The organism is Nonomuraea jiangxiensis, from assembly GCF_900099965.1.
GTDB classification, from domain to species: domain Bacteria; phylum Actinomycetota; class Actinomycetes; order Streptosporangiales; family Streptosporangiaceae; genus Nonomuraea; species Nonomuraea jiangxiensis.
This window is the reverse complement of record NZ_FNDJ01000002.1, coordinates 289,822-314,978: the sequence shown is the minus strand read 5'-3', so window position 1 is coordinate 314,978 and position 25,157 is coordinate 289,822. Positions and strand designations below refer to the sequence as shown.

General features: G+C 71.6%; 25 protein-coding genes. 8 read left to right on the top strand and 17 right to left on the bottom strand.

Features of this window, described 5'->3' with window-relative positions; all coding sequences use genetic code 11:
• Positions 1–696: an aspartate/glutamate racemase family protein gene (locus tag BLS95_RS04755; protein WP_245764833.1), complete on the bottom strand. Its 696-nt coding sequence runs from the start codon at positions 694–696 to the stop codon at positions 1–3.
• A 186-nt stretch (positions 697–882) separates the two neighbouring features.
• Positions 883–1,611 carry a tyrosine-protein phosphatase gene (locus BLS95_RS04750; RefSeq protein WP_090929620.1) on the bottom strand — a complete coding sequence of 243 codons (729 nt, stop codon included), beginning with the start codon at positions 1,609–1,611 and terminating at the stop codon, positions 883–885.
• Between the two features lie 131 nt (positions 1,612–1,742).
• On the opposite strand from BLS95_RS04750, the gene BLS95_RS04745 reads away from it, so the two are divergent.
• The gene (locus tag BLS95_RS04745; RefSeq protein WP_176993016.1) at positions 1,743–2,000 is read left to right on the top strand and encodes a UBP-type zinc finger domain-containing protein; all 258 of its coding nucleotides are present in this window, start codon (positions 1,743–1,745) and stop codon (positions 1,998–2,000) included.
• Positions 2,001–2,009: 9 nt separating this feature from the next.
• Here the strand turns inward: BLS95_RS04745 and BLS95_RS04740 are convergent, their stop codons facing one another.
• Both BLS95_RS04740 and BLS95_RS04735 read right to left on the bottom strand, forming a co-directional pair.
• Positions 2,010–3,587: a Na+/H+ antiporter gene (locus BLS95_RS04740; protein WP_090929618.1), complete on the bottom strand. Its 1,578-nt coding sequence runs from the start codon at positions 3,585–3,587 to the stop codon at positions 2,010–2,012.
• A 73-nt stretch (positions 3,588–3,660) separates the two neighbouring features.
• Entirely contained in the window at positions 3,661–4,839 is a 1,179-nt protein-coding gene (locus BLS95_RS04735) for a hypothetical protein (RefSeq protein ID WP_090929617.1), read from the bottom strand.
• 799 nt (positions 4,840–5,638) lie between these two features.
• Between BLS95_RS04735 and BLS95_RS04730 the strand changes: the two genes are divergently transcribed.
• The gene (locus tag BLS95_RS04730; protein ID WP_090929616.1) at positions 5,639–7,633 is read left to right on the top strand and encodes an ATP-dependent DNA helicase; all 1,995 of its coding nucleotides are present in this window, start codon (positions 5,639–5,641) and stop codon (positions 7,631–7,633) included.
• Between the two features lie 817 nt (positions 7,634–8,450).
• Here the strand turns inward: BLS95_RS04730 and BLS95_RS04725 are convergent.
• The 8 genes from BLS95_RS04725 to bar all read right to left on the bottom strand — a co-directional run bounded on the left by BLS95_RS04725 (position 8,451) and on the right by bar (position 14,853).
• Entirely contained in the window at positions 8,451–9,209 is a 759-nt protein-coding gene (locus tag BLS95_RS04725) for an SGNH/GDSL hydrolase family protein (protein ID WP_090929615.1), read from the bottom strand.
• Complete coding sequence (aroQ, locus tag BLS95_RS04720) at positions 9,206–9,640, bottom strand: type II 3-dehydroquinate dehydratase (RefSeq protein ID WP_090929614.1); 435 nt, start codon at positions 9,638–9,640, stop codon at positions 9,206–9,208. The genes BLS95_RS04725 and aroQ overlap by 4 nt, the downstream gene beginning before the upstream one ends.
• Entirely contained in the window at positions 9,637–10,707 is a 1,071-nt protein-coding gene (gene aroB, locus BLS95_RS04715; protein WP_090929613.1) for a 3-dehydroquinate synthase, read from the bottom strand. Before aroB ends, aroQ begins: the two co-directional genes overlap by 4 nt.
• Positions 10,704–11,219, bottom strand: coding sequence for a shikimate kinase (locus tag BLS95_RS04710; RefSeq protein WP_218135629.1), 516 nt, complete (start codon positions 11,217–11,219; stop codon positions 10,704–10,706). The genes aroB and BLS95_RS04710 overlap by 4 nt, the downstream gene beginning before the upstream one ends.
• Positions 11,219–12,400 (bottom strand): chorismate synthase, encoded by a 1,182-nt coding sequence (gene aroC, locus BLS95_RS04705; RefSeq protein WP_090929611.1) that lies wholly within the window; start codon positions 12,398–12,400, stop codon positions 11,219–11,221. The genes BLS95_RS04710 and aroC overlap by 1 nt, the downstream gene beginning before the upstream one ends.
• 43 nt (positions 12,401–12,443) lie before the next feature.
• Positions 12,444–13,079 carry a prepilin peptidase gene (locus BLS95_RS04700; protein ID WP_090929610.1) on the bottom strand — a complete coding sequence of 212 codons (636 nt, stop codon included), beginning with the start codon at positions 13,077–13,079 and terminating at the stop codon, positions 12,444–12,446.
• Between the two features lie 79 nt (positions 13,080–13,158).
• Entirely contained in the window at positions 13,159–13,698 is a 540-nt protein-coding gene (locus BLS95_RS04695) for an SseB family protein (RefSeq protein WP_090929609.1), read from the bottom strand.
• 63 nt (positions 13,699–13,761) lie between these two features.
• Positions 13,762–14,853: a barbiturase gene (bar, locus tag BLS95_RS04690; protein WP_090929608.1), complete on the bottom strand. Its 1,092-nt coding sequence runs from the start codon at positions 14,851–14,853 to the stop codon at positions 13,762–13,764.
• A 213-nt stretch (positions 14,854–15,066) separates the two neighbouring features.
• Here bar and BLS95_RS04685 point away from each other — a divergent pair, with 213 nt between their 5' ends.
• Together BLS95_RS04685 and BLS95_RS04680 are read left to right on the top strand one after the other, a co-directional pair.
• The gene (locus BLS95_RS04685) at positions 15,067–15,735 is read left to right on the top strand and encodes an alpha/beta fold hydrolase (RefSeq protein WP_176993015.1); all 669 of its coding nucleotides are present in this window, start codon (positions 15,067–15,069) and stop codon (positions 15,733–15,735) included.
• Between the two features lie 144 nt (positions 15,736–15,879).
• Positions 15,880–16,923 carry an FUSC family protein gene (locus tag BLS95_RS04680; protein ID WP_245764832.1) on the top strand — a complete coding sequence of 348 codons (1,044 nt, stop codon included), beginning with the start codon at positions 15,880–15,882 and terminating at the stop codon, positions 16,921–16,923.
• A 12-nt stretch (positions 16,924–16,935) separates the two neighbouring features.
• Here the strand turns inward: BLS95_RS04680 and BLS95_RS04675 are convergent, their stop codons facing one another.
• From BLS95_RS04675 to BLS95_RS04660, 4 genes are all read right to left on the bottom strand, one after another.
• Positions 16,936–17,319, bottom strand: a complete 384-nt coding sequence (locus BLS95_RS04675; RefSeq protein WP_090929605.1) for a type II toxin-antitoxin system death-on-curing family toxin — start codon at positions 17,317–17,319, stop codon at positions 16,936–16,938.
• A complete protein-coding gene (locus BLS95_RS04670) occupies positions 17,316–17,519 on the bottom strand; it encodes a type II toxin-antitoxin system TacA family antitoxin (protein ID WP_245764831.1) in 204 nt (67 codons plus the stop codon). Before BLS95_RS04670 ends, BLS95_RS04675 begins: the two co-directional genes overlap by 4 nt.
• A 62-nt stretch (positions 17,520–17,581) precedes the next feature.
• Entirely contained in the window at positions 17,582–18,718 is a 1,137-nt protein-coding gene (locus BLS95_RS04665; protein WP_143043582.1) for a hypothetical protein, read from the bottom strand.
• Between the two features lie 41 nt (positions 18,719–18,759).
• Positions 18,760–19,776 carry an aldo/keto reductase gene (locus tag BLS95_RS04660; protein ID WP_090929603.1) on the bottom strand — a complete coding sequence of 339 codons (1,017 nt, stop codon included), beginning with the start codon at positions 19,774–19,776 and terminating at the stop codon, positions 18,760–18,762.
• Positions 19,777–19,857: 81 nt separating this feature from the next.
• Between BLS95_RS04660 and BLS95_RS04655 the strand changes: the two genes are divergently transcribed.
• Positions 19,858–20,424, top strand: a complete 567-nt coding sequence (locus BLS95_RS04655) for a TetR/AcrR family transcriptional regulator (protein ID WP_090929602.1) — start codon at positions 19,858–19,860, stop codon at positions 20,422–20,424.
• Between the two features lie 114 nt (positions 20,425–20,538).
• Here the strand turns inward: BLS95_RS04655 and BLS95_RS04650 are convergent, their stop codons facing one another.
• The gene (locus tag BLS95_RS04650; protein ID WP_090929601.1) at positions 20,539–21,705 is read right to left on the bottom strand and encodes a pyridoxal phosphate-dependent aminotransferase; all 1,167 of its coding nucleotides are present in this window, start codon (positions 21,703–21,705) and stop codon (positions 20,539–20,541) included.
• Positions 21,706–21,731: 26 nt separating this feature from the next.
• Here BLS95_RS04650 and BLS95_RS04645 point away from each other — a divergent pair, with 26 nt between their 5' ends.
• Genes BLS95_RS04645 through BLS95_RS04635 form a run of 3 tightly spaced genes read left to right on the top strand, consistent with a single transcriptional unit; the run spans position 21,732 to position 25,100 of the window.
• A complete protein-coding gene (locus BLS95_RS04645) occupies positions 21,732–23,438 on the top strand; it encodes an alpha/beta fold hydrolase (RefSeq protein ID WP_143043581.1) in 1,707 nt (568 codons plus the stop codon).
• A complete protein-coding gene (locus tag BLS95_RS04640; protein WP_245764830.1) occupies positions 23,435–24,364 on the top strand; it encodes a DUF418 domain-containing protein in 930 nt (309 codons plus the stop codon). Before BLS95_RS04645 ends, BLS95_RS04640 begins: the two co-directional genes overlap by 4 nt.
• On the top strand, positions 24,324–25,100 hold the full coding sequence (locus BLS95_RS04635; RefSeq protein ID WP_090929598.1) for a carbon-nitrogen hydrolase family protein: 777 nt from the start codon (positions 24,324–24,326) through the stop codon (positions 25,098–25,100). Before BLS95_RS04640 ends, BLS95_RS04635 begins: the two co-directional genes overlap by 41 nt.
• Positions 25,101–25,157: the final 57 nt, after the last annotated feature.

Below are 25,157 nucleotides of genomic sequence, written 5' to 3'. Positions count from 1 at the left end.
TCAGCGGGGGTGGCGGGTGAGGGTGGCGTGCACCATCCGGGTCAGGGTCACGACGTCGAAGACCGGCAGCCCGACGCGGGCCTGTACGGCGGCCGCGAACGGCGCCAGGTCGGCGCACTCGATGAGCAGCGCGCCCAGGTCGGGATTGTCCCGGGCCAGCCGTTCGACCTGCCCGACCACCTCCCCCTCCAGCCGCGCCACGTCGAGCTCGCCTCGCCGGCCCTCCAGCAGGACCTCCCGGAACTCGGGCTGCTCCGCCATCCCCGCCACGCACACCGGGACGCCCTCCCCGTCGATCGCCGCCAGGTGCCGGCGGGTGAGGGCCTTCCGGTCGGCGACGAGCAGGCCGACCTTGCGGTCCGGGCGGAGCATGCGGTGGATCATGGGGAGCTGGATCAGACCGGAGGCGTAGAGGGGGACGCCGACCGCGGCGGTCAGCCGTTCCTGGAAGAGCACGAGGAAGCCGCAGGCGCCGGTGATCGCCGCGGCGCCGTCGGCCTCCAGCTTGCGGGCTGCGGCCACGAACGGGTCGAGCAGCCGGGGATCGGCCCCGGTGACCAGCCGATCGGGCGTCGCGCCCGGCACCGTCCCGTACATCACCGGGAAGGGGAAGGTGTCCGGGTCGCGGATGTGGCCGGGGATCGTGGGCAGCGTCGTTTCGAGGCAGAGGACGCCGATCGCGGCTTCGCGCGTCACCCGGGGCACCTGCCGTGACGGAACGGGGTCGGAGGTGGTGGCACGGCGGCTCCCTACGGGATGGTCCGATCGCACGGCGAGGCGTCCCTGGATGCTCCACCGGGGGCGGCCGCGTGTCATCGTCAGAACTGTGCTGAAGGCTTGATCGCCATCTAGCAAGTTTTGTCGCGAGTCAGGGCACCGGGCTCACGGCTCCAGCAGGTTGACGCGGAGCCGCGCGATCACCTCCCGGTCGAGGCCGAGCCGGTCGGTGGCGTAGTCCTCGACGGAGCCGTACGTCGCCGCGAGGTCGGCCAGCACCAGCCGCATCACCTCGGCCGGCGCCCGCCCGTAAGCGGGCCAGCGCAGTTCCCGGCCCGGATGGGCGGCCCGCCATTCGGCGACCAGCCGGTCGGTGGCCAGTTCGGTGAGCGCGAAGTCGGCCACGACGTCCTCCTCCGCCACCCCCAGCAGCACCAGCACCAGCGCGGCCACCAGCCCGGTCCGGTCCTTGCCCGACTTGCAGTGGAACACCAGCGGCCCGCTGTCACCGGCGATGACCTCGATCGTCCTGCGCAACTCGGCCACCCCGTCCACCGCGACCTCGGCGTAGCGGTCGGCCAGGTAGCGCCACGGGTCGACGGCAGGATCGATCTCCGCCTGGTCGTAGGGCCGGTGCTCGATGCTGAGGTTGAGGTAGTCCGTGCCCGCCAGCTCCGGCACCCGGCCCTGCGCCTCGATCTCCCAGGGATAGCGAAGGTCGATCACCGTACGGATCCCCAGCGCCAGGAACCGCTCCCGGTCCTCCCCCGCGAGCCGCGCCAGCGAGCCCGAACGATACAGCCGCCCCCACCGCACCGTCCGGCCACCGGCGCCCCGGTAGCCGCCGAGGTCGCGGAAGTTGTGCAGCCGATCGAACGCGATATGTCTTCTCACGAAGATCAGCCTAGGCCCCGGGTTATCGTCGCGGAACGTGCCTGCGCCGGGCCCGGTGTCCTCCCTCGCCCGGCACCCGGCAAGGGGGCCCGGCTGAATTCGCGCCTCGCTCTGCGCCTAGGATTTCTGCCATGGCAATGTGCGATCACCTTTCCCAGGCCGACGACCCGGCCGCGACGACTCCCGAGGGGTGCGAGGAGTGCCTGGCCTCCGGTGGCCGCTGGGTTCACCTGCGGCGCTGCCTGGAGTGCGGCCACATCGGATGCTGCGACTCCTCGCCGAGCAAACACGCCACCGCGCACTTCCACGCCACCGCCCACCCGGTGATCCAGTCCTACGAGCGCGGCGAGAGCTGGCGCTGGTGCTTCCTGGACAACCAGATGGCCTGACGGTCCGGCCTAGCGTTCCAGGATCGCCTCTTCGAAGTCGAGCTGGGCCATCACCTCGCGGAGCACCTCGTCGTCGAGGCGGCGTTCGTCGCGCAACTGGACGAAGACCCGGCGCTCGGCCTGGAGCATGTCGCGGCGCAGGCGGCGGTAGAGGGCGCTCGGGGTCTCCGCGCCGCCCGCGCCGGTGCCGCCGCCCAGGCGTTCCCACGCGCTCAGCGAGCGCCGCCACGACTTCTCCCTGAGCTGGTCGATGACCTGACTCTCGATCTCGTCGAGCTCGCCGTGCTCGCCGATCAGCCGCTCCAGCTCCGCCAGGCCCGCCTCCAGCGCCGCCTGCTGGGCCGCCGCCTCGGCCAGGCGGTCCTCGTACTGCTCCTGCTCGCTCGACACGTGCAGCCGCCTGATCAGCGCAGGGAAGGTGGTGCCCTGGATGAGCAGCGTGCCGATCACGGTCGTGAACGTCAGGAACAGCAGCAGCGCCCGGTCCCGCGCGGGGACCGTCGGCGGGATGGCGAACGCCGCCGCCAGCGACACCACGCCCCGCATGCCCGCCCAGCCGAGGATCGCCGTCTGCTGCGGGGTCGGCTGCGAGGCCCCCCTGCCCAGCAGCCGGGCCAGCGACGTGAGCGCGAACAACCACACGAACCTGGACACGATCGTCACCGCGAGCACCGCCGCCGCGTATCCGGCGACCTTCCACGGCTCGTAGCCGGTGATGCCCTGAATCACGGTCACGAGCTGCAGCCCGATGAGCGCGAAGACGATCGCCTCCAGGAAGAAGGCGGTGACCTTCCACACCGAGTCGGACACCAGCCGGGTGCCGAACCCGCTCAAATGCATGCGGTTGCCCAGGTAGAGGCCGACGATCACCACCGCGATCACGCCCGAGGCGTGCACACTCTCCGCCGCCAGATAGACGGCGAACGGGATGAGCAGCATCAGCGTGTTCTCCACCAGGGAGTCCCGCGTGCGATTGAAGAGCCAGCCGAGCCCGAGCGCCACCACCAGCCCGATCACCACGCCGCCGCCCGCGGCGAACAGGAACTCCCCGAGCCCGTGCCACAGATCGAGCGCGCCGCCCACGGCCGCCCCGATGGCCACCCGGTAGAGCGTCAGCGCGGTGGCGTCGTTGAACAGGCTCTCGCCGATCAGGATCGTCAGCGCCCGGCGCGGCAGGCCCAGCCGCCGGCCGACCGCGACGGCCGCCACGGCGTCGGGCGGCGCGATGATGGCGCCGAGCGCGAACGCCAGCGCCAGGTTCAGGTCCGGCAGCATCAGGTGGACGAGCAGCCCCACCGCGACCGTGCTGAACAGCACCAGCCCCACCGACAGCAGCGTCACCGCCCGCTTGACGTCGCGCAGGCGCAGGTAGGAGCTGTCGAACGCGGCCGCGTAGAGCAGCGGCGGCAGGAACACATACAGCACCAGCTCGGGCTGCAGCGGCACCCCGGGCACCAGGGGCGAGACGAGCAGCCCCGCGGCCACCAGCAGCAGCGGCGCCGGCCAGCCCTTGCGCCGCGCGATGGCCGCGACAGCCACCGACCCTCCGGCCACCAGCAGCAGTTGCAGGCCCATGGTCGGATTCACCGGTGCTCCTTAGCTCAGCCCGTACCCGTCAGCCTCGCCGAGAGAGTACCCGCCACGCGGACGTGGTCGGGTCCTACCATTCCCTGCGGTCGCTGCGCTCGTGATAGTCGGGCTGCTGCTGCTCGGGGCGCAGCCGCTCGCCCGTGGAGAACATCGGGTCACCGACGTAGGGGCGGGACATGGACGGGTCGTCCGGCTGCTGATACTGCTCCTGCCGGCCCATGGCCAGCAGGGGATCCACCGGGTTGGGCTGGACGCCCTGGTGGCTCGGGTAGTCGTCGTGCGCGGGCGACGCTGGTTGCCGCCGCTGGGGCATCGAGCGGGGCCTGCCCGCGCCCGGGATGCCGTGCATGGGGGTGCCGAGACCCGCGCTGCTCTGGGGCTGCTGCGGCTGGGGCTGCTGGTATCCGCCGCCGTAGGGGTCGGAAGGATACTGCTGCTGGTACGGCTCGGCCGCCTGTGAGGGGAAGCCGAGCGGGTCGGTGTTCGGCGAAGGGCGGCGCTGGTCGGCGACCGGCATCTGGTAGAGGTCGGTGTCGACGTACTGAGGGCCGGTGAAGGGCTCGGGCTGCTGCTGGACGCCGTGGGGGCCGCTGTAGGGATCACCGGAGTACTGGGGGCCGGTGAAGAGGTCGCCGCCGGTCTGCTGGGGACCGCTGTAAGGGTCGCCGGAGTACTGGGGGCCGCTGTAGGGATCGCCCGTGTACTGGGGGCCGCTGTACGGGTCGCCGGTGTAGCGCTGCTGCGGGCCCGTCGTGTCGACGTACTGAGGGCCGGTGAAGGGGCTCCGCTCGCCGTAGGCCGGGGTGGTGTCCCTGGGCACGGTGGTCTCGCCGTAGACGGTGTCCCGGTGCGCTGTTTCGCCGTACGTCTCACCGTACGGCGTCTCCCTGTGGGCCACCGTCTCGCCGTAGGCCGGTTCCCTGGGGGCCGTTCTGTCGCCGTAGGGCGCCGGATCCCTGGGGGCGGTGGGCGGGGGGTCGGTGTACGAGGCCACCAGCTTGTCCTGGCGCGCCGGCGGGGTGCCTCTGGCCACGAGCACGTCGTTGGGCGACAGGGCGACCGCGGGCCGTTCCTCGGCGGGCTGCGCCACCGGCTGCGGAGCCGTCTGGGCGGGCCGGTGATAGGTGCCGGTGCCGGGGATGACCTCGGTGCCCGGATCATGCGCGGGCACGGCGGGCTGCTCGCCCGTCGCCTCGGCATAGCCCTCGTCGAGGGTGTCGAGCAACCGGCCGACGTCATCCATCGGCATGCGGAAGCTCGCTGTGCACATCTCTCCCCGCCACAGGCTGAGCACCAACGTGCCCTCGTGCCACGTGACACGAAGACACCGCTCCTGACCTCGCGCATCGAAGAAGACTTCGCCGAACGACGGCAACGGGACAACTTCCGACATGGCAGACATACTGCTTTAACCAGCCTTTATTCGTCCACTCAACCCCGGAAAACCCTACTGATCCGGCCTTCCCACCTACACCGCGAACCCCCCTGATCACGCCCGGTGAAGATCTTCTTCTTCGACCAGTTGGAGTTCCGATCGCTCAGTGTGCCACGCCGACCGCCGCAAGGGTCCGGGAATGCCGGGATGCGTCTGGCCGGTCACACCCCGTTCGACGCCCCGGCCCGTACACATGATCTTCCACCGGGACTATACGTCCCGGGACGCCTGAACGCCCAAGCCCACACAGCGGAGGCAAAACCGCCCACCCCAGACGGGCCGGGCTCAGGCGAGGGGGACGGAGTGCGGGCGCTGGAGACACGCGGGCCAGCCGCACACGCAGACGGGCCGGAGCACGGACACCGGCGTTCGCCCGCACCGCCGAGCCGCCCCCACCCGCTGAACAGCCACACCGGTGGACCGCCGCACCACCGGCCATCGGCCACCGGGCCACCAGCCGCCACCATCACCAGACCGGCCACACCACCGGACCACCAAACCTGCCACACCACCAGACCCGCCGCACCACCGGGACCACCGGACCCGCCACAGACCAGTATCCGGTGCTACGCGGCGGGCGGAACGTCCTGCGTCCGGGCGCGTCGGCCCCGGAATGCGGGTAGCGTTTAGTGCCGTGCCGGACTCCGATCTCCCGTCAGTCGACGAACTGCTCAATATCGCGGTCAACGCTCTCGGAGGGAGCGAGCGGCAGGGCCAGATCACCATGGTCCACGCCGTGCAGAAGGCCATCGAGGCCGAGGAGCACCTCGCGGTCCAGGCGGGCACGGGCACCGGGAAGTCCCTGGCCTACCTCGTGCCCTCGATCCGGCACGCGATGGGCAGCGAGGCGCCGGTGGTGATCTCCACGGCGACCATCGCGCTGCAGCGCCAGCTCGTCGACCGCGACCTGCCCAGGCTGGCGGAGACGCTGGGCAAGGACCTGCCGCACGAGCCGACGTTCGCGATCCTCAAGGGCCGGCGCAACTACCTGTGCCGCTACAAGGCGACGGCGGGCTGGCCCGAGGAGGACGAGCAGGACCAGCTCTTCGACCCGCGCGAGGTGAGCGCGACCGGGCGCATGGTGCAGCGCATCCAGGAGTGGGCCGAGGAGACCGAGACCGGCGACCGCGACGAGCTGGTGCCGGGGGTGAGCGAGCAGGCCTGGCGGCAGTTCTCGGTGAGCGCGCAGGAGTGCCTGGGCGCGACGCGCTGCCCGAGCGGCGCCGAGTGCTTCGCCGAGCTCGCCAGGGCGCGGGCGGGCGAGGTGGACGTCGTGGTGACCAACCACGCGCTGCTGGCCATCGACGCCATGGGCGACCTGCCGGTGCTGCCCGAGCACGAGGTCGTGGTCGTGGACGAGGCCCACGAGCTGGTCGACAGGGTGACCTCGGTGGTGACCGCCGAGCTGTCGGATACCTCGGTCATGCTGGCCGTACGCCGGGTCGGCCGGCTGATCGAGCAGCCGCTCGCCGACCAGCTCATGGAGGCAGGCGAGGACCTCAAGGCGCTGCTGGCCGCCGCGCCGGCCGGCCGCATCGACGAGCTGCCGGAGGTGCTGGGGCTGACGCTGGCCCTGGTGCGCGACTCCGCGTGGCGATGCCTCACCGCGCTGGGCCCGCGCAACGCCGACAAGGACGATCCCGACAAGGCGGGGCAGCGCAAGGCGGCGTTCACGGCGCTGGACGAGGTGCACGACACGGCGGTCCGCATGCTGGAGGCCTACGGGCACGCCTCGGAGGCCGACCGGGCGGAGGTGGTCTGGCTCGACGAAGGCAGCGACCGGCGCCCGCCCGTGCTACGGGTGGCACCGCTCACCGTGAGCGGCATGCTGCGCGACAGGCTGTTCGGCAACCGTACGGTGGTGCTCACGTCCGCCACCCTCGCGCTCGGCGGCACGTTCGACGGCCTGGCCGGGCAGTGGGGGCTCAGCGACAGCAAGGGCTGGCAGGGCATCGACGTCGGCTCCCCGTTCGACCACCCCAGGTCCGGCATCCTCTACGTCGCCAAACACCTGCCCCAGCCGGGCCGCGACGGGCTGCCGCAGCAATACCTGGACGAGATCACCGAGCTGATCGAGGCGGCGGGCGGCCGCACGCTGGGCCTCTTCTCCTCGATGCGCGCCGCCAAGGCCGCCACGGAGGCGCTGCGCGACAAACTGGACGTGCCGCTGCTGTGCCAGGGCGACGACTCGACGATGCTGCTGGTCAAGCAGTTCGCCGAGGACGAGCCGACCTGCCTGTTCGGCACGCTGTCCCTGTGGCAGGGCGTGGACGTGCCCGGCCCCTCGCTTCGCCTGGTCATCATCGACCGCGTCCCGTTCCCCCGCCCCGACGACCCGCTCACGTCGGCCCGCCAGCGTCATGTGGCGGCCAAGGGCGGCAACGGCTTCATGGCGGTGGCCGCCAACCACGCCGCCCTCCTCCTCGCCCAGGGCACGGGCCGCCTGCTGCGCTCCCAGAACGACAAGGGCGTGATCGCGGTCCTGGACCCCCGCCTCGCCACGGCCCGCTACAGCAGCTTCCTCCTGGGCTCCCTCCCCCCGTTCTGGCGCACCACGGACCCCGCCATCCCCCGCGCAGCCCTCAAACGCCTCTCCACCGAATCCTGACCCACCCCCAGGTTCCGCCCACAACCCCACCGAACAACCCGCATCCCCACCCACAGACAACACGCACACGCATGCACCACCACCCGATCAGCGCCTCGCCTTGTCGGGCTTGGCGCCTTCAACGCCGCCCTCGTCGGGTTGGTGCGTTCGAGGTCGCCCTCGTCGGTTGGTCCGTTCGGGGTGCCCTTATCGGCAGTGCGCGACCTGGTGGCAGGCGCCATTCAAAGGATGCAGGGCGCCTCAGCGCACGGCCGACTGTTGGATCGCACCACAAGGGTCACATCTCACAACACGCAGCCCAGCGCACCACCCGACTGGCAGCTATGGGGCAGTCGGGGCATCGCCTGGGCGCTGGCTCGCGAGCAACGGTCCAGCCGCTCGGCGCATCCCCCGCGCCCTGGCCTGCGCGCAACGGACCCAGACGGTGGACACATCGCCCGAACCCAGACGGTGGACGCATCGCCTGAACCTCGGCAGGCGCGGAGGAGGAGCGGCCGAGCAACGGGCCGGACGGTAGACGCATCGGCCTTGTCACGCCTCGCGAGCAACGGACCCGGACCGTAGGTGCATCGTCAGTGCCCCGGTTCGTGAGTCACCGGGCCCAGGTTCTGCCACGGAGTCGGTCAAGCGAGCGCCGTTACGGCGGCCGACCACGTGCGGGTCAGCGAGCGTCACCCTGGAGGCCCTCAAGCCTGGACGGCGAGTGGCGTGACGTTGGCTCCGCCGTAACATATGGCTTTGGCTCTGCCGCAAAACGTGGCGTTGCTCTGCCGCACAGGAGGATGGTTTGGAGCCATCCCCAAAAGAGCCAGAGCCGCTACGGGGACCAGGGGGAGAGTTGCGGGCGTTTCGGGTGGACGCCGTCGCCGGAGGAGGTGCCGCGGATGCGGCGGGTGACCCAGGGCACCAGGTGATCGCGCATCCACTGCGCGTCCTCGCGCCGCCGCACCCGAGGATCCACCGTCCGCTCCGGCCAGTCCTTGCGCCAGTCCTCGAACGGAACCCCCAGCACGTCGAGCACGCGCGCCGCCACCAGCCGGTGCCCGTCCTCGTTCATGTGCAACCGGTCGGCGCTCCACGCCCGCCAGTCCCGCAGCCCCTGCATCGACCACTGGTCCACCAGCCGGCAGCCGTAGAGGTCGGCGATGGAGCGCACGTGCAGGTAGTAGATGGCGAAGCGGCCGCGCAGGCGCCGCATCAGCGGCGTGTCACGCGGGTCCACCCCGGTGAACAGCAGCACGTCCGCGCCCCCGGCCCGCAGGTCGCGTACGGCCCGCGCGAGCTTCTTGGCCATCACGTCGGGGTCGCTGCCCGGCCTGAGCAGGTCGTTGCCCCCGGCGCACAGGCTGACCAGGTCGGGCGCCATCTCGACGGCCAGCGGCACCTGCTCGCTGACGATCTGGTCGATCAGCTTGCCGCGGATGGCCAGGTTGGCGTAGCGGAAGGACGGGTCGTCGGCGGCGAGCCGCTCGGCCACCCGGTCGGCCCAGCCACGGTAGTGCCCGTTGGAGCCGGGGTCGTTCAGTCCTTCTGTGAAGCTGTCGCCCAGCGCGACGAAGGACTTGTAGTGCCTCATGACGTGGTGTTCATCTCCGAGATAGCGTGCAGCGCAAGGACGTATGACTGTAGTCCGAACCCCGCGATCGTGCCCGTCGCCACCCCGGCCACGACGGAGGTATGGCGAAACTCTTCCCTGGCGGCGGGATTGCTGATGTGCACCTCGACGAGCGGGGCGGTGCGCTGGGCGATCGCGTCGCGCAGGGCGTAGGAGTAGTGGGTGAACGCCGCGGGGTTGAGCACCACCGGGATGCGGCCGTCGGCGGCCTCGTGCAGCCAGCCGACCAGCTCGGACTCGTCGTCGGTCTGGCGCACCTCGACGTGGTGGCCGAGCTCCCTGCCGGTGTCGCGGCAGAGCGCGGCCAGGTCGTCGAACGTCTCCGCTCCGTAGACGTCGGGCTCGCGGGTGCCGAGCCGCCGCAGGTTGGGCCCATTGAGCACGAGGATCATGCGCAGATCTCCTTGTAGGCGGCTTCGAGCAGCTCTTCCGAGGGGCCTTCGAGACGGCCGGGCCGGGCCAGGGCGTCGAGCACGACGAATCGTTGCTTGGCGCCGCGGTTTTTCTTGTCCAGGCGCATGTGGTCGCGCAAGTGGGGCCAGGCGCCGGCCTGGTAGGTGGTGGGCAGGCCGACGGCGGTGAGGATCGAGCGGGTGCGGTCGACGAGGTCGGCGCGCCCGGCGAGCCGGGACAGCTCGGCGGCGTAGACCATGCCGATGGCGACGGCCTCGCCGTGGCGGATGCCGTAGTGCTCCTCGCGTTCGATGGCGTGGGCGAGGGTGTGGCCGTAGTTGAGGATCTCGCGCAGCCCGGCCTCGCGCAGGTCGGCCCCCACGACGTCGGCCTTGACCCGGATCTTGCGCTCGATCAGCTCGCGGGTGTGGGGGCCGTCGGGGCGGGTGGCCGCCTCGGGGTCCGCCTCGATGAGCGTGAGGATCTCGGGGTCGGCGATGAAGCCGCCCTTGATGATCTCGGCGAGGCCCGCCACGTAGTCGCGGCGCGGCATGCTGGCCAGCGTCTCCAGCTCGCACAGCACCCCCGCCGGCGGCAGGAAGGTGCCGACGAGGTTTTTGCCCTCGGGGGTGTCGATGCCGTTTTTGCCGCCGACCGCCGCGTCGACCATGGCCAGCAGCGTCGTGGGGACGAGCACGACCTGGATGCCGCGCAGCCAGGTGCCCGCCACGAACCCCGCCAGATCGGTCGTCGCTCCCCCGCCCACGCCCACGACGGCGTCGGAACGGGTGACGCCGTGCCGGCCGAGCGCCGACCAGAGCCCGGCCGCCACCTCGACGGTCTTGGCCTGCTCGCCGTCGGGCACGGGCAGATCGGTCACCTCGTAGCCCGCCTCGGACAGCGCCGCGCCGACCGGGCCGGCGATCTCCGGCAGGGTCTCCGGGCGGATGACCGCGACCGTGCGCACGCCGGGCCGCAGCAGCGTGGCCAGCTCGGCCAGCACGCCGGTGCCGACGACCACGTCGTACGGGCTGTCGCCGTTGACGGTGATCCTGGTCGCGCTCATGCGGGCAGCCCCTTGACGATCTCGTCGGCGAGCTCCTCCGGCTCGCGCTTGTCCGTGGCCACGGTCACCACGGCCAGCGACTCGTAGACGGGCCGCCGCTCCTCCATCAGCTTCTTCAGCTGGCTGCGCGGGTTGAGCACGAGCAGCGGCCTGGCCGAGGCGAGGCCGACCCGCTGGATCGCGTCGGCCAGCCCCACCTGGAGGTAGACCACGTGGTGGCCGGCGAGCAGGGCCTGGGTCTCGGTGTTGAGCACGGCGCCGCCGCCGAGCGACAGCACCCCGTCGTGCTCGGCCAGTGCCTGGCGCACGGCCTGGTGCTCCAGCTCGCGGAACCGGGCCTCGCCGTCCTCGACGAAGATGTCGGAGACGGGCTTGCCCGCCACGGCCTCCACGTCGGCGTCGGTGTCGCGGAAGCCGACTCCCAGCCGCTCCGCGACCAGCCGGCCGAGGGTGGTCTTGCCGGACCCGGGAGGGCCGATCAGCACGATGACGCTCATGGGTCGCTCCGAGATCACTTGATCACCATGGAAGACAGGTAGCCGGACAGGTTGCGGGCGACCTCCTCGACGGAGTCGCCGCCGAACTTCTCCAGCGCCGCGTCGGCCAGCACCAGCGCCACCATGGCCTCGGCCACGATGCCGGCCGCGGGCACCGCGCACACGTCGGAGCGCTCGTGGTGGGCCTTGGCCGCCTCGCCGGTCTTGACGTCGATGGTGGCCAGCGCCCTGGGCACGGTGGAGATGGGCTTCATCGCGGCGCTGACGCGCAGGATCTCGCCGTTGGTCATGCCGCCCTCGACGCCGCCCGCGCGGTTGGTGACGCGCCGGACGCCGCCTTCGACGGTGTATTCGATCTCGTCGTGGGCGCGGGAGCCGGGCCTGCGCGCGGTCTCGAAGCCGTCGCCCACCGCGACGCCCTTGATCGCCTGGATGCCCATGAGCGCCCCGGCCAGCCGGGAGTCGAGCCTGCGGTCCCAGTGGGTGTAGCTGCCCAGGCCGGGCGGCAGGCCGTAGGCGAGCACCTCGACGACGCCGCCGAGCGTGTCGCCGTCCTTGTGCGCCTGGTCGATCACGTCGACCATGGCGGCGCTGCCCTCGGGGTCGGAGCACCGGACCGGGTCGGCGTCGATGCGGGCTAGGTCGTCGGGGCCGGGCAGCGTCTCGGCCGGGGTCTGGGCGCCGCCGATGGAGGTGACGTGGCTGACGATGTCGACGCCGAGCGCCTGCTTGAGGAAGCGCCTGGCGACCTCGCCGAGCGCGACGCGGGCGGCGGTCTCGCGGGCGCTGGCCCGGTCTAGCACCTGCCTGGCGTCGTCGAACCCGTATTTCTGCATGCCCGCCAGGTCGGCGTGCCCGGGGCGGGGGCGGGACCTGGGCGCGTTGCGGGCCAGCCCTTCCAGCTCGGCCGGGTCGACCGGGTCGGCCGCCATGACCTTCTCCCACTTGGGCCACTCGGTGTTGCCGACGCGGACGGCGATCGGGCTGCCCATGCTCCGCCCGTGGCGGACGCCGCCGACGATCGTCACCTCGTCCTGCTCGAACTTCATCCGGGCGCCGCGGCCATAACCGAGCCTGCGTCGGCGCAGGGCCTCGTCGATCGCGGCCGTGGTCACCTCGACCCCGGCCGGGAGGCCTTCGAGGATGGCGACGAGTTCGGGTCCGTGTGACTCTCCGGCGGTCAACCAGCGCAACATGGTTCCAAGTCTTCCACGCGCCGCCGAGTGGGCGGTCCCGGGTTCACCACCCGAGAACGAGCACGCTGAACGCTCCGAGCAGCATGAACGGCCCGAGCGGAAACTGGGTGCGCCCGGTGCCGCGCCTGGTCACCAGGAGCGCGAGGCCGTAGAGGGCGCCGAGCACCTGCCCGCAGAAGGCCGCCACGACCAGCGCCTGCCACCCCAGCGCCGCGCTGGCCATGCCGATGAGCCCGGCCAGCTTGACGTCCCCCAGCCCCATCGCCTCGGGCCGGAGAAACCACAACACCCCGTATCCCGCCGCCAGCACCACCCCGCCGGCCACCGCCCGCGGCAACTCCCCGGTGGGTACGAGCGCCAGCGCCACGATCGGGTACGCCGGCAGCGTCACGGCATCCGGTAAAAGCCCGGTACGCCAGTCGACGAACGCCAGAGCGGTGCCGATCACGGCGAAGCACACGTACGGCGCCCCCACCCGCCACGCGACGATCCCGGCCACGGCCGCGGCCACCAGCTCGACCGACGGCGGCCAGGCGGGAACGGGCGTGAGGCCGCCATGGGAGGTGAGCACGGGCCCGGCGCCGGAGGCGTCGGCCAGGGCGCGCCCGGCGTAGGCGTCGGCCAGCCCCCTGATGGCGTGCCCGCACACCAGCCCGATCACCGCCATGAGTGCGACCACGAGCAGACCCTAGTCGAGCCGGACCAGGCGGGAACGAGCATCAGACCAGATCGGAATACGTCGGCGGATGACGCCCGCGTCAGCCCCGCCGCTTACCCCTGGAGAACCACCGCCGCCCGCGGACCGGCTCCACCCTCGCGACGGTCACCCCGGTGAGCTCCCCGACGGTGCCGGAGTCGACCGCGGCCAGCGCCTCCAGCACCTCCCCCTCGATCACGAACTGCACCGGCCCCGCCACGTCCACCACCACGGCCGCCGCCTTCTCCTGCACGGCGGCCCGGCAGACCTGGAGCGCGGTGGCCTGGATCGGCCTGGCGTCGGCCCGCCACCGGGCGAGCGCCTCCGCCCCGGTGAACGCGAGCACCGCCTGCCGGCCGTCCTGTCCGACGAGCTTGGGCAGCGCCATCTCGCTCTCCTTCTCCTGCCGCAGCCCGTGCGCGCCGACCTCGGACTCGGTCAGCAGGGCGACGACGGGCACCAGCAGCCTGGCGCCGCTCAGCGCGGCCAGCACCTCACCGGCCCCGGCGGTGCCCGCCTGGTAGGAGGAGAGCGCGGCGGTCACCGCGGGCGCGACACCGCCGTCGTCGCGGGGATCGAGTGGTTGCGGGATGCTCGGCACAACGTCCGAGCCTACCCAACCCGGGCCGACCCCCCGGAGCGGCGATCGCCCATGGGTCTATGTTCAGCCGAGGTCGGAGATGGCCGCCACCGGACCGCCACCGGAGGGGCCCTGGTGCACGGCCGCCACCGACACGAACACCGCCGGGTCGCCCGTGACCGAGGCCGCCACCCCGCCCACCGTCGCCTTGATCTGCCGGTGCCAGTGCACGTCGGAGTCGTCCAGCATGATGTTGCGCCGTCCGCGTACCCGCCCCGACGGGTCGGCCTCGCACTTCATGAACACGTTCACCAGCCGTCCCCCGAGGTCCGACGGGTGCGGGCGCTCGGGCAGCGGCAGGCCGGAGTCCCTGATGGCCTCCCAGATGCCGTCGGCGTCCAGGGCGTCCTTCATGACGCTGTGGCCGATGCGGTAGCGGCCGCCGATGCCGCGTACGTTGCCGACCAGCACGATCTGCGCCCGGTCGAGCTCGACCCCGGACGAGCAGGAAGCCACCGACGAATACAGCGACAGGTCCTTGTGGATCTGGTCGGCGCGCGGCATGTCGATCTCGCCGAGGGCGACGGCGATGCCGAGGGCGGTGGTGGAGTTGGACAGGTCCATGGAGGGACCGGTCTCCTCGATCGCGGTGTCCTGGCCGCGGCTCTTGGCGTCGGTGATGGTGGCCAGGGTGAGCAGGGGCGTCTTGGTCTGTACGTAGTGGACGTCGCGCGGGTCGTCGATGCCCGCGATCTTCATCGCCTCCCGTACGCCTGCCGCGACCTTCTCCACCATCGCGGGGCGGCCGATGTCCTCGGGCAGGATCACCTCGCTCATCGCCACGCCCACCGACAGCCGCGGCTCGTCGGAGGCGGGGGCGTCGGCCGTGGTGGCGAAGATGGTGGCGTGCGGGCTGAGCACCCCGTCCGTGCCGCCGGACCACACCAGCGGTACGTTCTCCGGCGCCGGATGCCCGTGCTCGGCCAGCACCTCGCGGAAGGCGCGGTCGGCGAGGATGCGCGTGTAGTCGTTGACGCCGCCGTTGCCCTCGGTCTTGCCCACGACGGCGAGCACGCGCCGGGCGTCGATCACCCCGTCGGCGATGAGCCGGGACAGCCCGGAGGCGTCCGTGACGCTCTCGATCGGCACTTTGCGGACTTCGATCGGGTCCGGCATGCGATGCCCCTTCACGTGATACCGGCAACCCCTGCCCTGGCGACGCTAGCCGAGCCGGTCGGCGGGGTTCATGGTCAATGTCTGCCCAGGAAGCCCGGTTTCGATGTCAAGGTGCGCCAGCCGGCACCGTCAGACCGGCCCACCGCCCGTGGCCCGTTCGCGGCCCGCTGAAAGCATCCGGTGCCCTCGCGGGGCGAAGGTAGGGTCGCGGTTGTGATTCACGAAGCGCACGTCAACGGGATCAAGCTCGTCTATCGCGAGGAGGGCGATCCCGCCTCTCCCCCGCTCGTGCTGATCCACGGCCGCACCGCCGATCACAACGACTGGAACGGCATCACCCAGCATTTCGCGGCGCGCTATCACGTCTTCGCACCGGACCTGCGGGGGCACGGGGCCAGCGACCATCCGGGCGACTACCCGCTGCCCGGCATGGCCGCGGACATCGTGGCGCTGCTCGACCACCTGGGAGTGGCGCGCGCCACGCTGATCGCGCATTCGCTGGGCGCCGTGGTGGCCCATCTCGTGGCGAGCGAGCATCCCGAACGCGTCGAGCGACTCGTGCTGGAGGACGTACCGCCGCCCTATCCGCTCAAGGGCCGCTCACCCGTCGTGGAGGATGGCTCCACGGGGTTCGACTGGCGCATGATGCACGAGACCGAGCGGCAGTTGCTCGACCCCGATCCCGCCTGGCTCGCCGGGCTCGGCAAGATCACGGCACCCACGCTGGTGTTGTCGGGCGGCGAGAAGAGCCCGTTCGACGCCGGAGACCTGGCCGCCAGGATCCCGGGGGCCAAGCTGGTCACGATCGAGGTGGGGCACCTGATCCACATGGACGCCCGCGCCCGGTTCCTGCGCGTGGTGGACGACTTCCTGAACGCCTGAGCGAGATCCCCTCCTTGCTCTCCGGGTGCTCAGCCCGTCGGCTGGGACGAACGTGACCCCAATGTCATAAAGCTTCGCCAAGGTAGAAATGTGCAAACCCGGCTCAGCGATCACGTAAGGGAACGACTGGGCACGTTCGGCCTGATGGCGCCCTCCATCGCGCAGTGCGCCGTCGGTGCCGCGCTGGCCTGGATCGTCGCCATCGAGCTGCTCGGCCACCCTTCGCCGTTCTTCGCGCCGATCTCTGTACTGGTGTGCGTGGGCGTCGGCCTCGGGCAACGACTACGCCGGGTGACCGAGCTGGTGGTCGGCGTGAGCCTCGGAGTGGGCATCGGCGACCTGCTGGTGTCCTGGATCGGCTCCGGCGCCTGGCAGCTCGCGCTCGTGGTGGCACTGGCGATGTCGGTGGCGGTGCTGCTCAACAGCGGGGCGCTGTTCGTCGCGCAGGCGGGGTCGTCGGCCGTACTGGTGGCCGTCCTGGTGCCGGGCGACGGGGCGGGCGGCCTGGATCGTATGGCCGACGCGCTCACCGGCGGCGTCATCGGGATCGCCGCGGTGGCGTTGCTGCCCGCCAGTCCGTTCACGATCGCGGCCAAGCACCTGTCGGGGGTGCTCGACGCGCTGTCCACGGTGCTGGAGCAGGCGGCGGAGGCGATCGAGAAGCAGGACGCCGACCTGGCCGCCGAGGCACTGGAGCAGGCGCGTACGACCCAGGCGGCGGTGGAGGAGTTCGAGGCCGCGCTGGAAACCAGCAAGGAGATCACCCTGATCTCTCCCCTGCACTGGCATCGCCGCGCCCGCCTGGCCCGCTATGAGACCGCCGCCGTACCGGTGGACCTGGCGCTGCGCAACGCGCGGGTGCTGAGCAGGCGCACGCTTTCCGCCCTCGGCGAGGCCGCTCCCCCGCCCGCCGCGCTGGCCGAGGTGATGCGGGAGGTCTCGGAGGCGGCCCTGCTGCTGCAACTGGAGCTCAGCGCCGGCCGCGAGCCGACCCTGGCCCGCCAGGCACTGCTCGCGGTGGCGGCCCGCGAACGGCCCGCGGGGCTGGGGTTCTCCGCGCACGTCATCATCGCGCAGTTGCGTTCGCTGGTGGTCGATCTGCTGCAGGCGACCGGTATGGACCACGAGGCCGCGACGGCGGCGCTGACGCCGCTGGAGGAACCGCAGGGCGAGAGCAGGCCCGCCTGACCGTCCCGCCCGTCAGGATCGGGGCGTGAACGTGCGCAGGACGTCGGCGATCTCGTCCAGCTCGCTCACCTTGCCCGCGGCGACGGCGACGACCAGGTCGTAGGCGACGTCATCGTCGGCCGGGTCAAGCTCGACGCCGTTTTTCGCGAGGAGGACATAAGTCGTCAGCCAGCCCGCCCGCTTGTTGCCATCGACGAAGGGGTGATTGGTGACGATCGAGTGGAGCAGGGCCGCCGCCTTCACCATGAGATCGGGGTAGGCGTCGCGCCCGAACAGCGACGTCCGCGGCCGTAGGAGTGCGGCCTCGAGCAGGCCGAGATCCCGCACCTGGATGGGACCGCCCACGCCCGCGCGAGCAATGCGGAGCCCCTGCTGCAGGGTGATATATCGGATCATTCGCCCAGCCGCCGCAGGAGGTCGGCGAACCGCTGGGCGCCCTTCTCCGCGAGCGCGTCCGTGACCTCGTCGTCGGAGACGTGCTCGAGGTAGTAGTCGATCGCATGGAGTGCGACCTGCTGCATGCTGCGTCCCTCGAACTCGGCGCGCTTGCGAAGGGCCTCGGTCTGCTCGTCGCTCAAGCGAAGGGTCATAGCCATGCCCCCCATCGTAGGTCAACGGCGGTATCACGGCGATACCACGACCAAGAGTTTACCATCCGTCACTCTTCGTCAGCGTCGAATTCCGCGACCGTGATCCGGGGCGCGCCGCGTGCTCGCAGGGTGCCGACGGCGAGCACCGTGTGGGTGCCGGGAACGTGGGTCATGGCCGTGAGGTCGCCGATCTGGCCGCGCGGCATCCGCATCTTCGGGAGTTCGGCGACGGCGCCGTCAGCGGTGAGGCGCCAGGTGTTGGAGATGCCCGCGAAGGTGGTGCCCAGCAGGACGCCGCCCGTGCCGTCCGGTGCGAGCAGCAGGCAGCAGGTCGCCCGGATGGGCACCAGGTGGCGGTTCCAGGCGCTGCCGTTCCAGCGCAGGACGACGGGCGGCGGATCGGCGGGGTCCTGGCCGCCCTCCCCGTGGTTGAACGTGTGCACGCCCACCGCCCACGCCTCCTTCCCCGACGGGACGACGACGTCGTACAGGAACGTCTCCTCCTCGGGAGGCCGGGGATCGGGGAAGCGGTAGGCGGGGGTGGGGGTCAGGCGCCAGGCGCGGCCGTTCCAGTGCATGGCGGCGGGCTGCGAGTACGGCCCCGTGCCCGTGTCCCGGTGGCCGACCGCCCACATGTCGTCGGGGGCGGCGGCGCCGAGGGCACTGGCGTGGGCGGGAAGGGTACGGGTGCGCCAGCGCGTGCCGTCCCAGTGTCCGGCGCGGCGGTCACCGGCCAGCAGCCAGACGTCCCCGGGCGCGAACACCCGCACGTCGATCGCCTGCCACGGGTACGCGGGGAGCTCGTGCCAGCCCGTGCCGTCCCGCCGGAAGACGCGCGTTCGCCGGGGGTCCGGGCGGAACAGCCACAGGTCGTCCCGGCCGGCGGCGGCCAGCCGCAGGTCCTCCTTCCGCTCGACCTCGCCGAGGCCCTCGGGGAGGTCCGCCGGTCGCCAGGTGCGGCCGTCGTATTCGAGCAGGAACGCCTTGCCGCCCTTCGCCCCGACCGCCCAGGCGCTGTCCGGGCCGGTGGCGGCGAGGTCCCACAACTCGCCGCCGAGTTCCGCGCCGACGTAGGTGTAGTGCCAGCCACCGGGGAGCGTGCTCGGCCGTACGAGGGATGTGCTCGCCGGCCGGGGGTGCGACGGGACCTGGCAGGCCGCGCAGAGGCCGATCAGGAGGGCCGCCACGGCCTGCCGTCGTTTCATGCCGCCAGACGTACCACACGGAGTGGACGTCACCGGGGGACTCACCGGGGGACGAGGTGGAAGAAGGAGCCGTCCATCGGGCCGAGGTCGAGATGGGAGATCTCGTCCAGCCGGGCCGTCACCTCCCGTGGCAGCTCCAGCTCGAACGCCGCCAGGTTCCCCCGCAGCTGCTCCACCGAGCGGGGGCCGATCAGGACGGAGGTCACCCCGGGCCGCCCGGCCACCCAGGCCAGCGCCACCTCGGCCGGTGCGGCGCCCAGCTCGGCCGCGACCTTGACCAGCTCTTCGGCGATGGCCAGGTTGCGGTCGTTGAGCAGGGACCGGGCCCATCGGTTCGCGGCCGGCACGGACTGGCCGAGCAGGCGGCCCATCCGGCTGTCCGGGTCGGGGATCTCGCCGTGGCGGTAGCGGCCCGTCAGTACGCCGCCGCCGAGCGTCCCGTACACGACCGTGCCCATGCCGTGACGCTCGCAGGCCGGCAGGATCTCGGCCTCGATCACGCGCTGGACCAGGGAGTACTGCGGCTGCAGGCTCACGAAGGGAGTGCCGCCCACGCGCTCGGCCGCCCACTGCGACTCGACGATCTGGGTCGCGGTGAAGTTCGAGCAGCCGAGGTAGCGGACCTTGCCCGCGCGGACGAATGCGTCGAGCGTGGCCATGACCTCGTCGATCGGGGTCAGGGGGTCCCACTGGTGGCACTGGTAGAGGTCGATGTAGTCGGTGCCGAGGCGGCGCAGGCTGGCGTCGAGAGCGCGGGTCAGGTGGCGGCGTGACAGGCCGCGCCCCTCGGGGCCGACCGGCATGGCGCCCTTGGTGGCCAGGACGACCCACTCGCGCCTGCCCTTCAGCGCCCGGCCGAGAATCTCCTCGGTCTCGCCGCGGTGGTAGAGGTCGGCGGTGTCGATGAAGTTGCCACCCGCTTCGAGGAACGCGTCGATGACCCGGCCCGCCTCCGCTTCGTCACCGGCCGCCAGGCCGTACTCGGTACCGAAGTTCATGGTGCCCAGACAGGCCCGGGAGACGCGCAGGCCGGAATGGCCCAGGTTGAGGTGGTCCATGGGAATCCCTAGAATCGGAATTAGTGTTCCGCTTGGACGATACGGAACACTTGTTCCGGTTGTCAACGGGAGGAGCCGAAGATGCGCGCCGACGCGCAACGCAACCGTGCCCGCGTGCTGGAGGCCGCCGAGACGGTGCTGGCCAGGGACGGCCTGTCCGCGTCGATGCGCGAGATCGCCGAGCTGGCCGGGGTGGGAGTCGGTACGATCTACCGCCAGTTCCCGACCAAGGAGGTCCTCTACCAGGCGATCGTCACGGACCGGATGCGACGGCTGGCCGAGCTGGCCGACGAGCTGGCGGCGGCTGCCGATCCCGGGGATGCGTTCTTCGAGTACTTCACCACGATCGTGGAGGATTCGACCGTCAAGAAGGTGCTCGTCGATGCCCTGGCCGCCGCCGGGATCGACGCCAAGGCGGGGGCGCCCGACATCAAGGGATCGATCGAGACGCTGCTGGTGCGGGCGCAGGAGGCGGGGGCGGTTCGGGGGGATGTGGGGATGGAGGAGTTGCTGGCGCTGCTCAGCGCCACCTGTCTGGCGGCCCAGCACCACAACTGGAACGCCGACCTGCGCACCCGGACCCTCGCCGTCGTCTTCGACGGCCTACGACCGGTCGGTGCCGCTCACGCGGTGACCGGCGCCTCCTGACCCGGCGCGGCGCGCCAAGGGTGAAGCCCTGCCGGGCATGGCAAGCCACGCGCAGGGCTCCACGTCCCATGCTTCACGCCGGCACGTCGGGCGGCCGTACCCCGAGGGGTGGGGTCAGGAGGAGAGGCGTTTGAGGCGGGTCACGGCCTCGTCGATGACCTCGTCCTTCTTGCAGAAGGCGAAGCGGACGAAATGCCGGCCGCGTTCGGCGTGGTCGTAGAAGACCTGTGTCGGGATGGCGACCACCCCGGCCAGCTCCGGGAGGCGGCGGGTCAGTTCGAGGCCGTCGGTGAAGCCTAGCGGGCGGATGTCGGTCTGGACGAAGTAGGTGCCCGAGGGCTTGAGCACGTCGAAGCCCGCCGCCGCCAGCCCTTCCATCAGCCGGTCACGCTTGTCCTGCAGGCCCGCGCGCAGCGCCGAGACCCACTCCATCTCCCGCCGCAGCCCGTACGCCACCGCGAGCTGCCACGGCGCGGCGGCCGTGAACGTGAGGAACTGCTTGACCGTCTGCACCGCCGTGACCAGGGCCGGAGGGGCGCAGACCCAGCCCGTCTTCCAGCCCGTGACCGAGAACGTCTTGCCCGCCGAGGAGATCATGACCGTGCGCTCGCGCATGCCGGGGAGCGTCGCCAGGGGGATGTGCTCGACCCCGTCGAAGGTCAGGTGTTCGTAGACCTCGTCGGTGACGGCGGTCAGGCCGTGCTCCTGGCACAGGTCCGCGATGACGGTCAGCTCGGCCCGGGTGAAGACCGTTCCGGTGGGGTTGTGCGGGGAGTTGACCAGGATGAGGCGGGTGCGCGGGGTGACGGCGGCGCGGAGCTCGTCCGGGTCGAAGGTGAAGCGGCCCTCCACCGGGCGCAGGGTCACGGCCACCAGCCGGGCCTGGGCCAGCGCGATCGAGGCGGCGTAGGAGTCGTAGTACGGCTCGAACGCGATCACCTCGTCCCCCGGCTCGCACAGCGCCATGACGGTCGCCGCGATGGCCTCGGTCGCTCCCACCGTCACCAGGACCTCACCGGCCGGGTCGTAGGAGAGGTCGTAGTGCCCCGCTCGGTGGTCGGAGACCGCCTGGCGCAGCTCCAGCACCCCCGGCCCCGGCGGGTACTGGTTGGCGCCCGCGGCGATCGCCTGGACCGCGCGGTCGAGCATCGCCGCCGGCCCGTCGGTGTCGGGGAAACCCTGGCCGAGGTTGATCGAGCCGGTCTGCACGGCGAGGGCGCTCATCTCCGCGAAAATCGTCGTGCCGAAGGCGCGCATCCTGGTAACAAGTGGTTCGGTCACGGCTCCAGACTATTAGTCTCGTCACCGTGATCATTCGGGTCGCCCTCGTTCTCGCCCTGGCAGCGCCGCCCTTCACGATCCAGGACGCAGCCGGGCAGCTTGCCTGCCCGGTGGCCGTGCCCGCCCGTACGACCTGCGGCTTACTGGTCGTTCCCGAGCGCAGGGACGCCCCGGGGAAGACGATCAGGGTCGGATACGCCGTGCGCGCCTCGATGGCCAAGAACCGCCGGCCGGACCCGGTGGTCTACATGAGCGGTGGGCCCGGGTCCGCGTCCATGCAGCTCACCGGCTTCCTCAGCCAGCTGTTCCCGGATCGGGACGTGGTGACGATCGAGCAGCGCGGCAGCCGCTACTCCGAGCCGTCGCTGGGCTGCCCGGAGACCGCGCAGGCCCTGCTCGGGCAGTTGCGCGAGCCGGTCGCCGACGTGGCCGCGGCCGCCGTACGGTGCCGGGACAGGCTCCGGGCGCAGGGTGTCGACCTGCGGGGATACCAGACGAAGGAAATCGCGGCCGACGTGGTGGCGCTGCGCAAGAAACTCGGTTACCCCTCGTGGAACCTGTTCGGCGTCAGCTACTCCACCCGGGTCATGCTGGCCGCCGCCGCGGCCGACCCGCAGGGGGTGCGGTCGGTGGTGCTGGACTCGTTCCTGCCGGAGCAGGTCGGCTGGTACGACGACTTCGACGCCAACCTGGCCGCCACGATGGCCCGGCTCGGCGTGCGGGACCGGTTCGAGGCCGTGGTCGCCCGGCTGAACGCGGCCCCCGCCCGGGTCGAGACCGTCGATCCGCTGCTCGGCAGGCGGTTCACGGCACGGATGACCGGTGACGACGTGGCCACGATCATGGCGGAGGCGCTGCAGGACTCCGAGGTGACGGCGCTGGCCCCGGCGATGGTCACCGCGCTGGCCGAGGGGCGCGACGAGCTGCTGCGGCCGCTGGCCGACGCCGTGGGCGAGGGGCTGGTGTCGCACGAGTTCGGGCTGTATCACGCGGTGCAGTGCCAGGACGAGGTCCCGTTCAACAAATCCACCACCAAATCCCGACTTTTCACCATAAATGGGGATAAAGCGGTGTGTGATGCCTGGAAACTCCCCGCATCCACCCCCGCGAACGCCACCACCAAGGCCCCGGTCTACGTCCTCGCCGGCCAGTACGACCCCACCACCCCCGCCAGAACCGCCGAACCGGCCGCCAGAGCCCTCCCGAACGCCCGCTTCGAGGAATTCCCCGGCACCTCCCACGCCGTCTTCCTGGCCAACGCCTGCGCCCGCCGGAAGATCGCCGAATTCGTCGCCACACCGACCGCTGCCTCACCGGCCTCCGGTCCCTGCCTGGACGCTCCCGCCCCGGTCCCCGACCTGCACGTGACCGCGGCGCCGTACCAGATCTCCCGCTCCCCCTGGCTGGCCGCCCCCTTCGCCCTGTACGCCCTCGCCTCCCTGATCCAGCTTCTCTCCGGCGCGCTGAAGGGCAGGTCGCTGGCGGCCTTCGGCGGCCTGACCGGGGTGGCGTTCACCGGTCTGGTCGCCCAGTCGGTCGCCGCCCTGGCCACCACGAACGAGACCGCCCTGGCCGTCGGCATCCCGGCCATGGCCGCCCTCTACACGTGGATCGCGGCGGGCTCGACCGTACTGACCGTCGCGGCCCTGCGACACGACAGGAGATGGCCACAGATCGCGGTAGCCATCCTCAGCGCCGGATTCCTCGTATGGTGGTGCACCTGGTGCCTTTGACACGCATTCGTGAGCTCGACGCTCTCCGTGGCTTCGCGGTGGGCGGCATCATGCTGGTCAACACCTGGCAGCACACCGTCGAGACCCTCGGCGACCACCGCGTCCCGCTCGACGGGGCCATCGAGGCGCTGTTCCAGAGCCGGTTCTATCCGATCTTCTCGCTGCTGTTCGGCATCAGCTTCCTGCTGTTCCTGCGCGGCAACAGCCGGTGGGCGCTGCTGAGCAGGCTGTTCTGGCTGTTCGTTTTCGGGCTGGTGCAGCACACGTTCTACGAGGGCGAGGTGCTGACCGACTACGCCTTCTACGGGGCGTTGGTACTGCTGCCCGCCTCGTTCATGGCCGCCGGATGGCCCGTGCTGACGCTGGGGCTGGCGGTGCTCGCGTGGGGGATGCTGGTGGGCGGCGGGGTGTGGCTCATCCCCGGGCTGTTCCTGATCGGCATGGCGTTGTGGCAGCTGCACCCGCCCCGGTCGCTGCTGTTCCCGGGGTTCGCGGTCGCCGCGCTGGCCGGCGTGCTGCTCATCGGCGCCTGGATCGGCACGAACGAGTGGTGGGTCTACAGCGTGGCCGGCCTGGCGGGCGCGGCTGCGTACTCGCTGGGCCTGCTGCTCGTCCTGCGGCCGCGGTTGTCGGCCGTGCTGGAGCCGCTGGGCAAAATGGCGCTCACCAACTACGTCTGGGGCACCGCGATCATCGCCGTGGCCGTGCCGGTGCTGGTCCGCGACCCGACCCGGTGGTCGGTGGTGGGGCTGACGGTGGTGACCCTGGCGGTGCAGATCGTGTTCGCCAGGTGGTGGCTGGCCAGATTCAGGTACGGGCCGCTCGAATGGCTCTGGCGGTGCCTGACCTTTTATCGGTGGGTGCCCAACAGGTTAGAGTCGGGCCGTGACCAGAATCGCCCTCTGCCAGATCCCGGTGTCCCCTGATCCATCGACGAACCTCAAGAGGGCCACGGAGGCGCTCGCCAGGGCCGAAGGGGCGGATCTCGCGATCTTCCCCGAGGCCACGCTCACCCGTTACGGCAGGCGGATCACGGGTCTGGCCGAGCCGCTGGACGGGCCCTTCGTGTCCGGCCTGGCCGAGGCCGCCAGGCGGCACCGGCTCTCGGTGATCGCCGGGGTGTTCGAGCCGGGCGAGGGCCGGGTGCACAACACGGCCGTGGCCATCGACGAGCAGGGCGCGGTGCGGGCGGCGTACCGGAAGATCCACCTGTTCGACTCGTTCGGCGCGAAGGAGTCCGACCTGGTCGCGCCCGGCGCCGAGCCGACGGTCGTGGAGCTGGCCGGGCTCAGGGTCGGGCTGGTGACCTGCTACGACATCCGGTTCCCCGAGCTGACCCGGGCGCTGGTCGACCGGGGCGCGGAGCTGTTCGCGGTGATCGCGGCCTGGGGCTCAGGGCCGCTCAAGGAGGACCACTGGGTCACCCTGGTCAGGGCGCGGGCGCTGGAGAACACCATGTGGACCGCCGCCGTCGGCCAGGCGCCCAATCCGGCCGAGTCCTCCGACGGGTTCGGCGTGGGCCGCAGCATGCTGGTGGATCCGCTCGGCGTGGTGCGCGCCGACCTCGGCACCGGCCCCGGCGTGCAGATCGTCGAGGTCGACCACGAGTGGACCGCGACCGCCCGGACCACGCTGCCGTGCCTGGAGCACCGGGTGCTCTGAGCCCGTTCCGGTCCGCGTCGGCGCGGGTGGACATAGAGTGCTCGGGGCCGCGGACAC

Excerpts from the sequence above, each read along its gene's own strand:
- BLS95_RS04745 (WP_176993016.1), top strand. The coding sequence starts at position 1,743 with ATGGCAATGTGCGATCACCTTTCCCAGGCCGACGACCCGGCCGCGACG.
- BLS95_RS04735 (WP_090929617.1), bottom strand. The coding sequence starts at position 4,839 with ATGCCGATGGATGACGTCGGCCGGTTGCTCGACACCCTCGACGAGGGC.
- BLS95_RS04730 (WP_090929616.1), top strand. The coding sequence starts at position 5,639 with ATGCGGGTAGCGTTTAGTGCCGTGCCGGACTCCGATCTCCCGTCAGTC.
- BLS95_RS04725 (WP_090929615.1), bottom strand. The coding sequence starts at position 9,209 with ATGAGGCACTACAAGTCCTTCGTCGCGCTGGGCGACAGCTTCACAGAA.
- aroQ (WP_090929614.1), bottom strand. The coding sequence starts at position 9,640 with ATGATCCTCGTGCTCAATGGGCCCAACCTGCGGCGGCTCGGCACCCGC.
- aroB (WP_090929613.1), bottom strand. The coding sequence starts at position 10,707 with ATGAGCGCGACCAGGATCACCGTCAACGGCGACAGCCCGTACGACGTG.
- aroC (WP_090929611.1), bottom strand. The coding sequence starts at position 12,400 with ATGTTGCGCTGGTTGACCGCCGGAGAGTCACACGGACCCGAACTCGTC.
- bar (WP_090929608.1), bottom strand. The coding sequence starts at position 14,853 with ATGCCGGACCCGATCGAAGTCCGCAAAGTGCCGATCGAGAGCGTCACG.
- BLS95_RS04680 (WP_245764832.1), top strand. The coding sequence starts at position 15,880 with ATGGCGCCCTCCATCGCGCAGTGCGCCGTCGGTGCCGCGCTGGCCTGG.
- BLS95_RS04675 (WP_090929605.1), bottom strand. The coding sequence starts at position 17,319 with ATGATCCGATATATCACCCTGCAGCAGGGGCTCCGCATTGCTCGCGCG.
- BLS95_RS04670 (WP_245764831.1), bottom strand. The coding sequence starts at position 17,519 with ATGGCTATGACCCTTCGCTTGAGCGACGAGCAGACCGAGGCCCTTCGC.
- BLS95_RS04665 (WP_143043582.1), bottom strand. The coding sequence starts at position 18,718 with ATGAAACGACGGCAGGCCGTGGCGGCCCTCCTGATCGGCCTCTGCGCG.
- BLS95_RS04660 (WP_090929603.1), bottom strand. The coding sequence starts at position 19,776 with ATGGACCACCTCAACCTGGGCCATTCCGGCCTGCGCGTCTCCCGGGCC.
- BLS95_RS04655 (WP_090929602.1), top strand. The coding sequence starts at position 19,858 with ATGCGCGCCGACGCGCAACGCAACCGTGCCCGCGTGCTGGAGGCCGCC.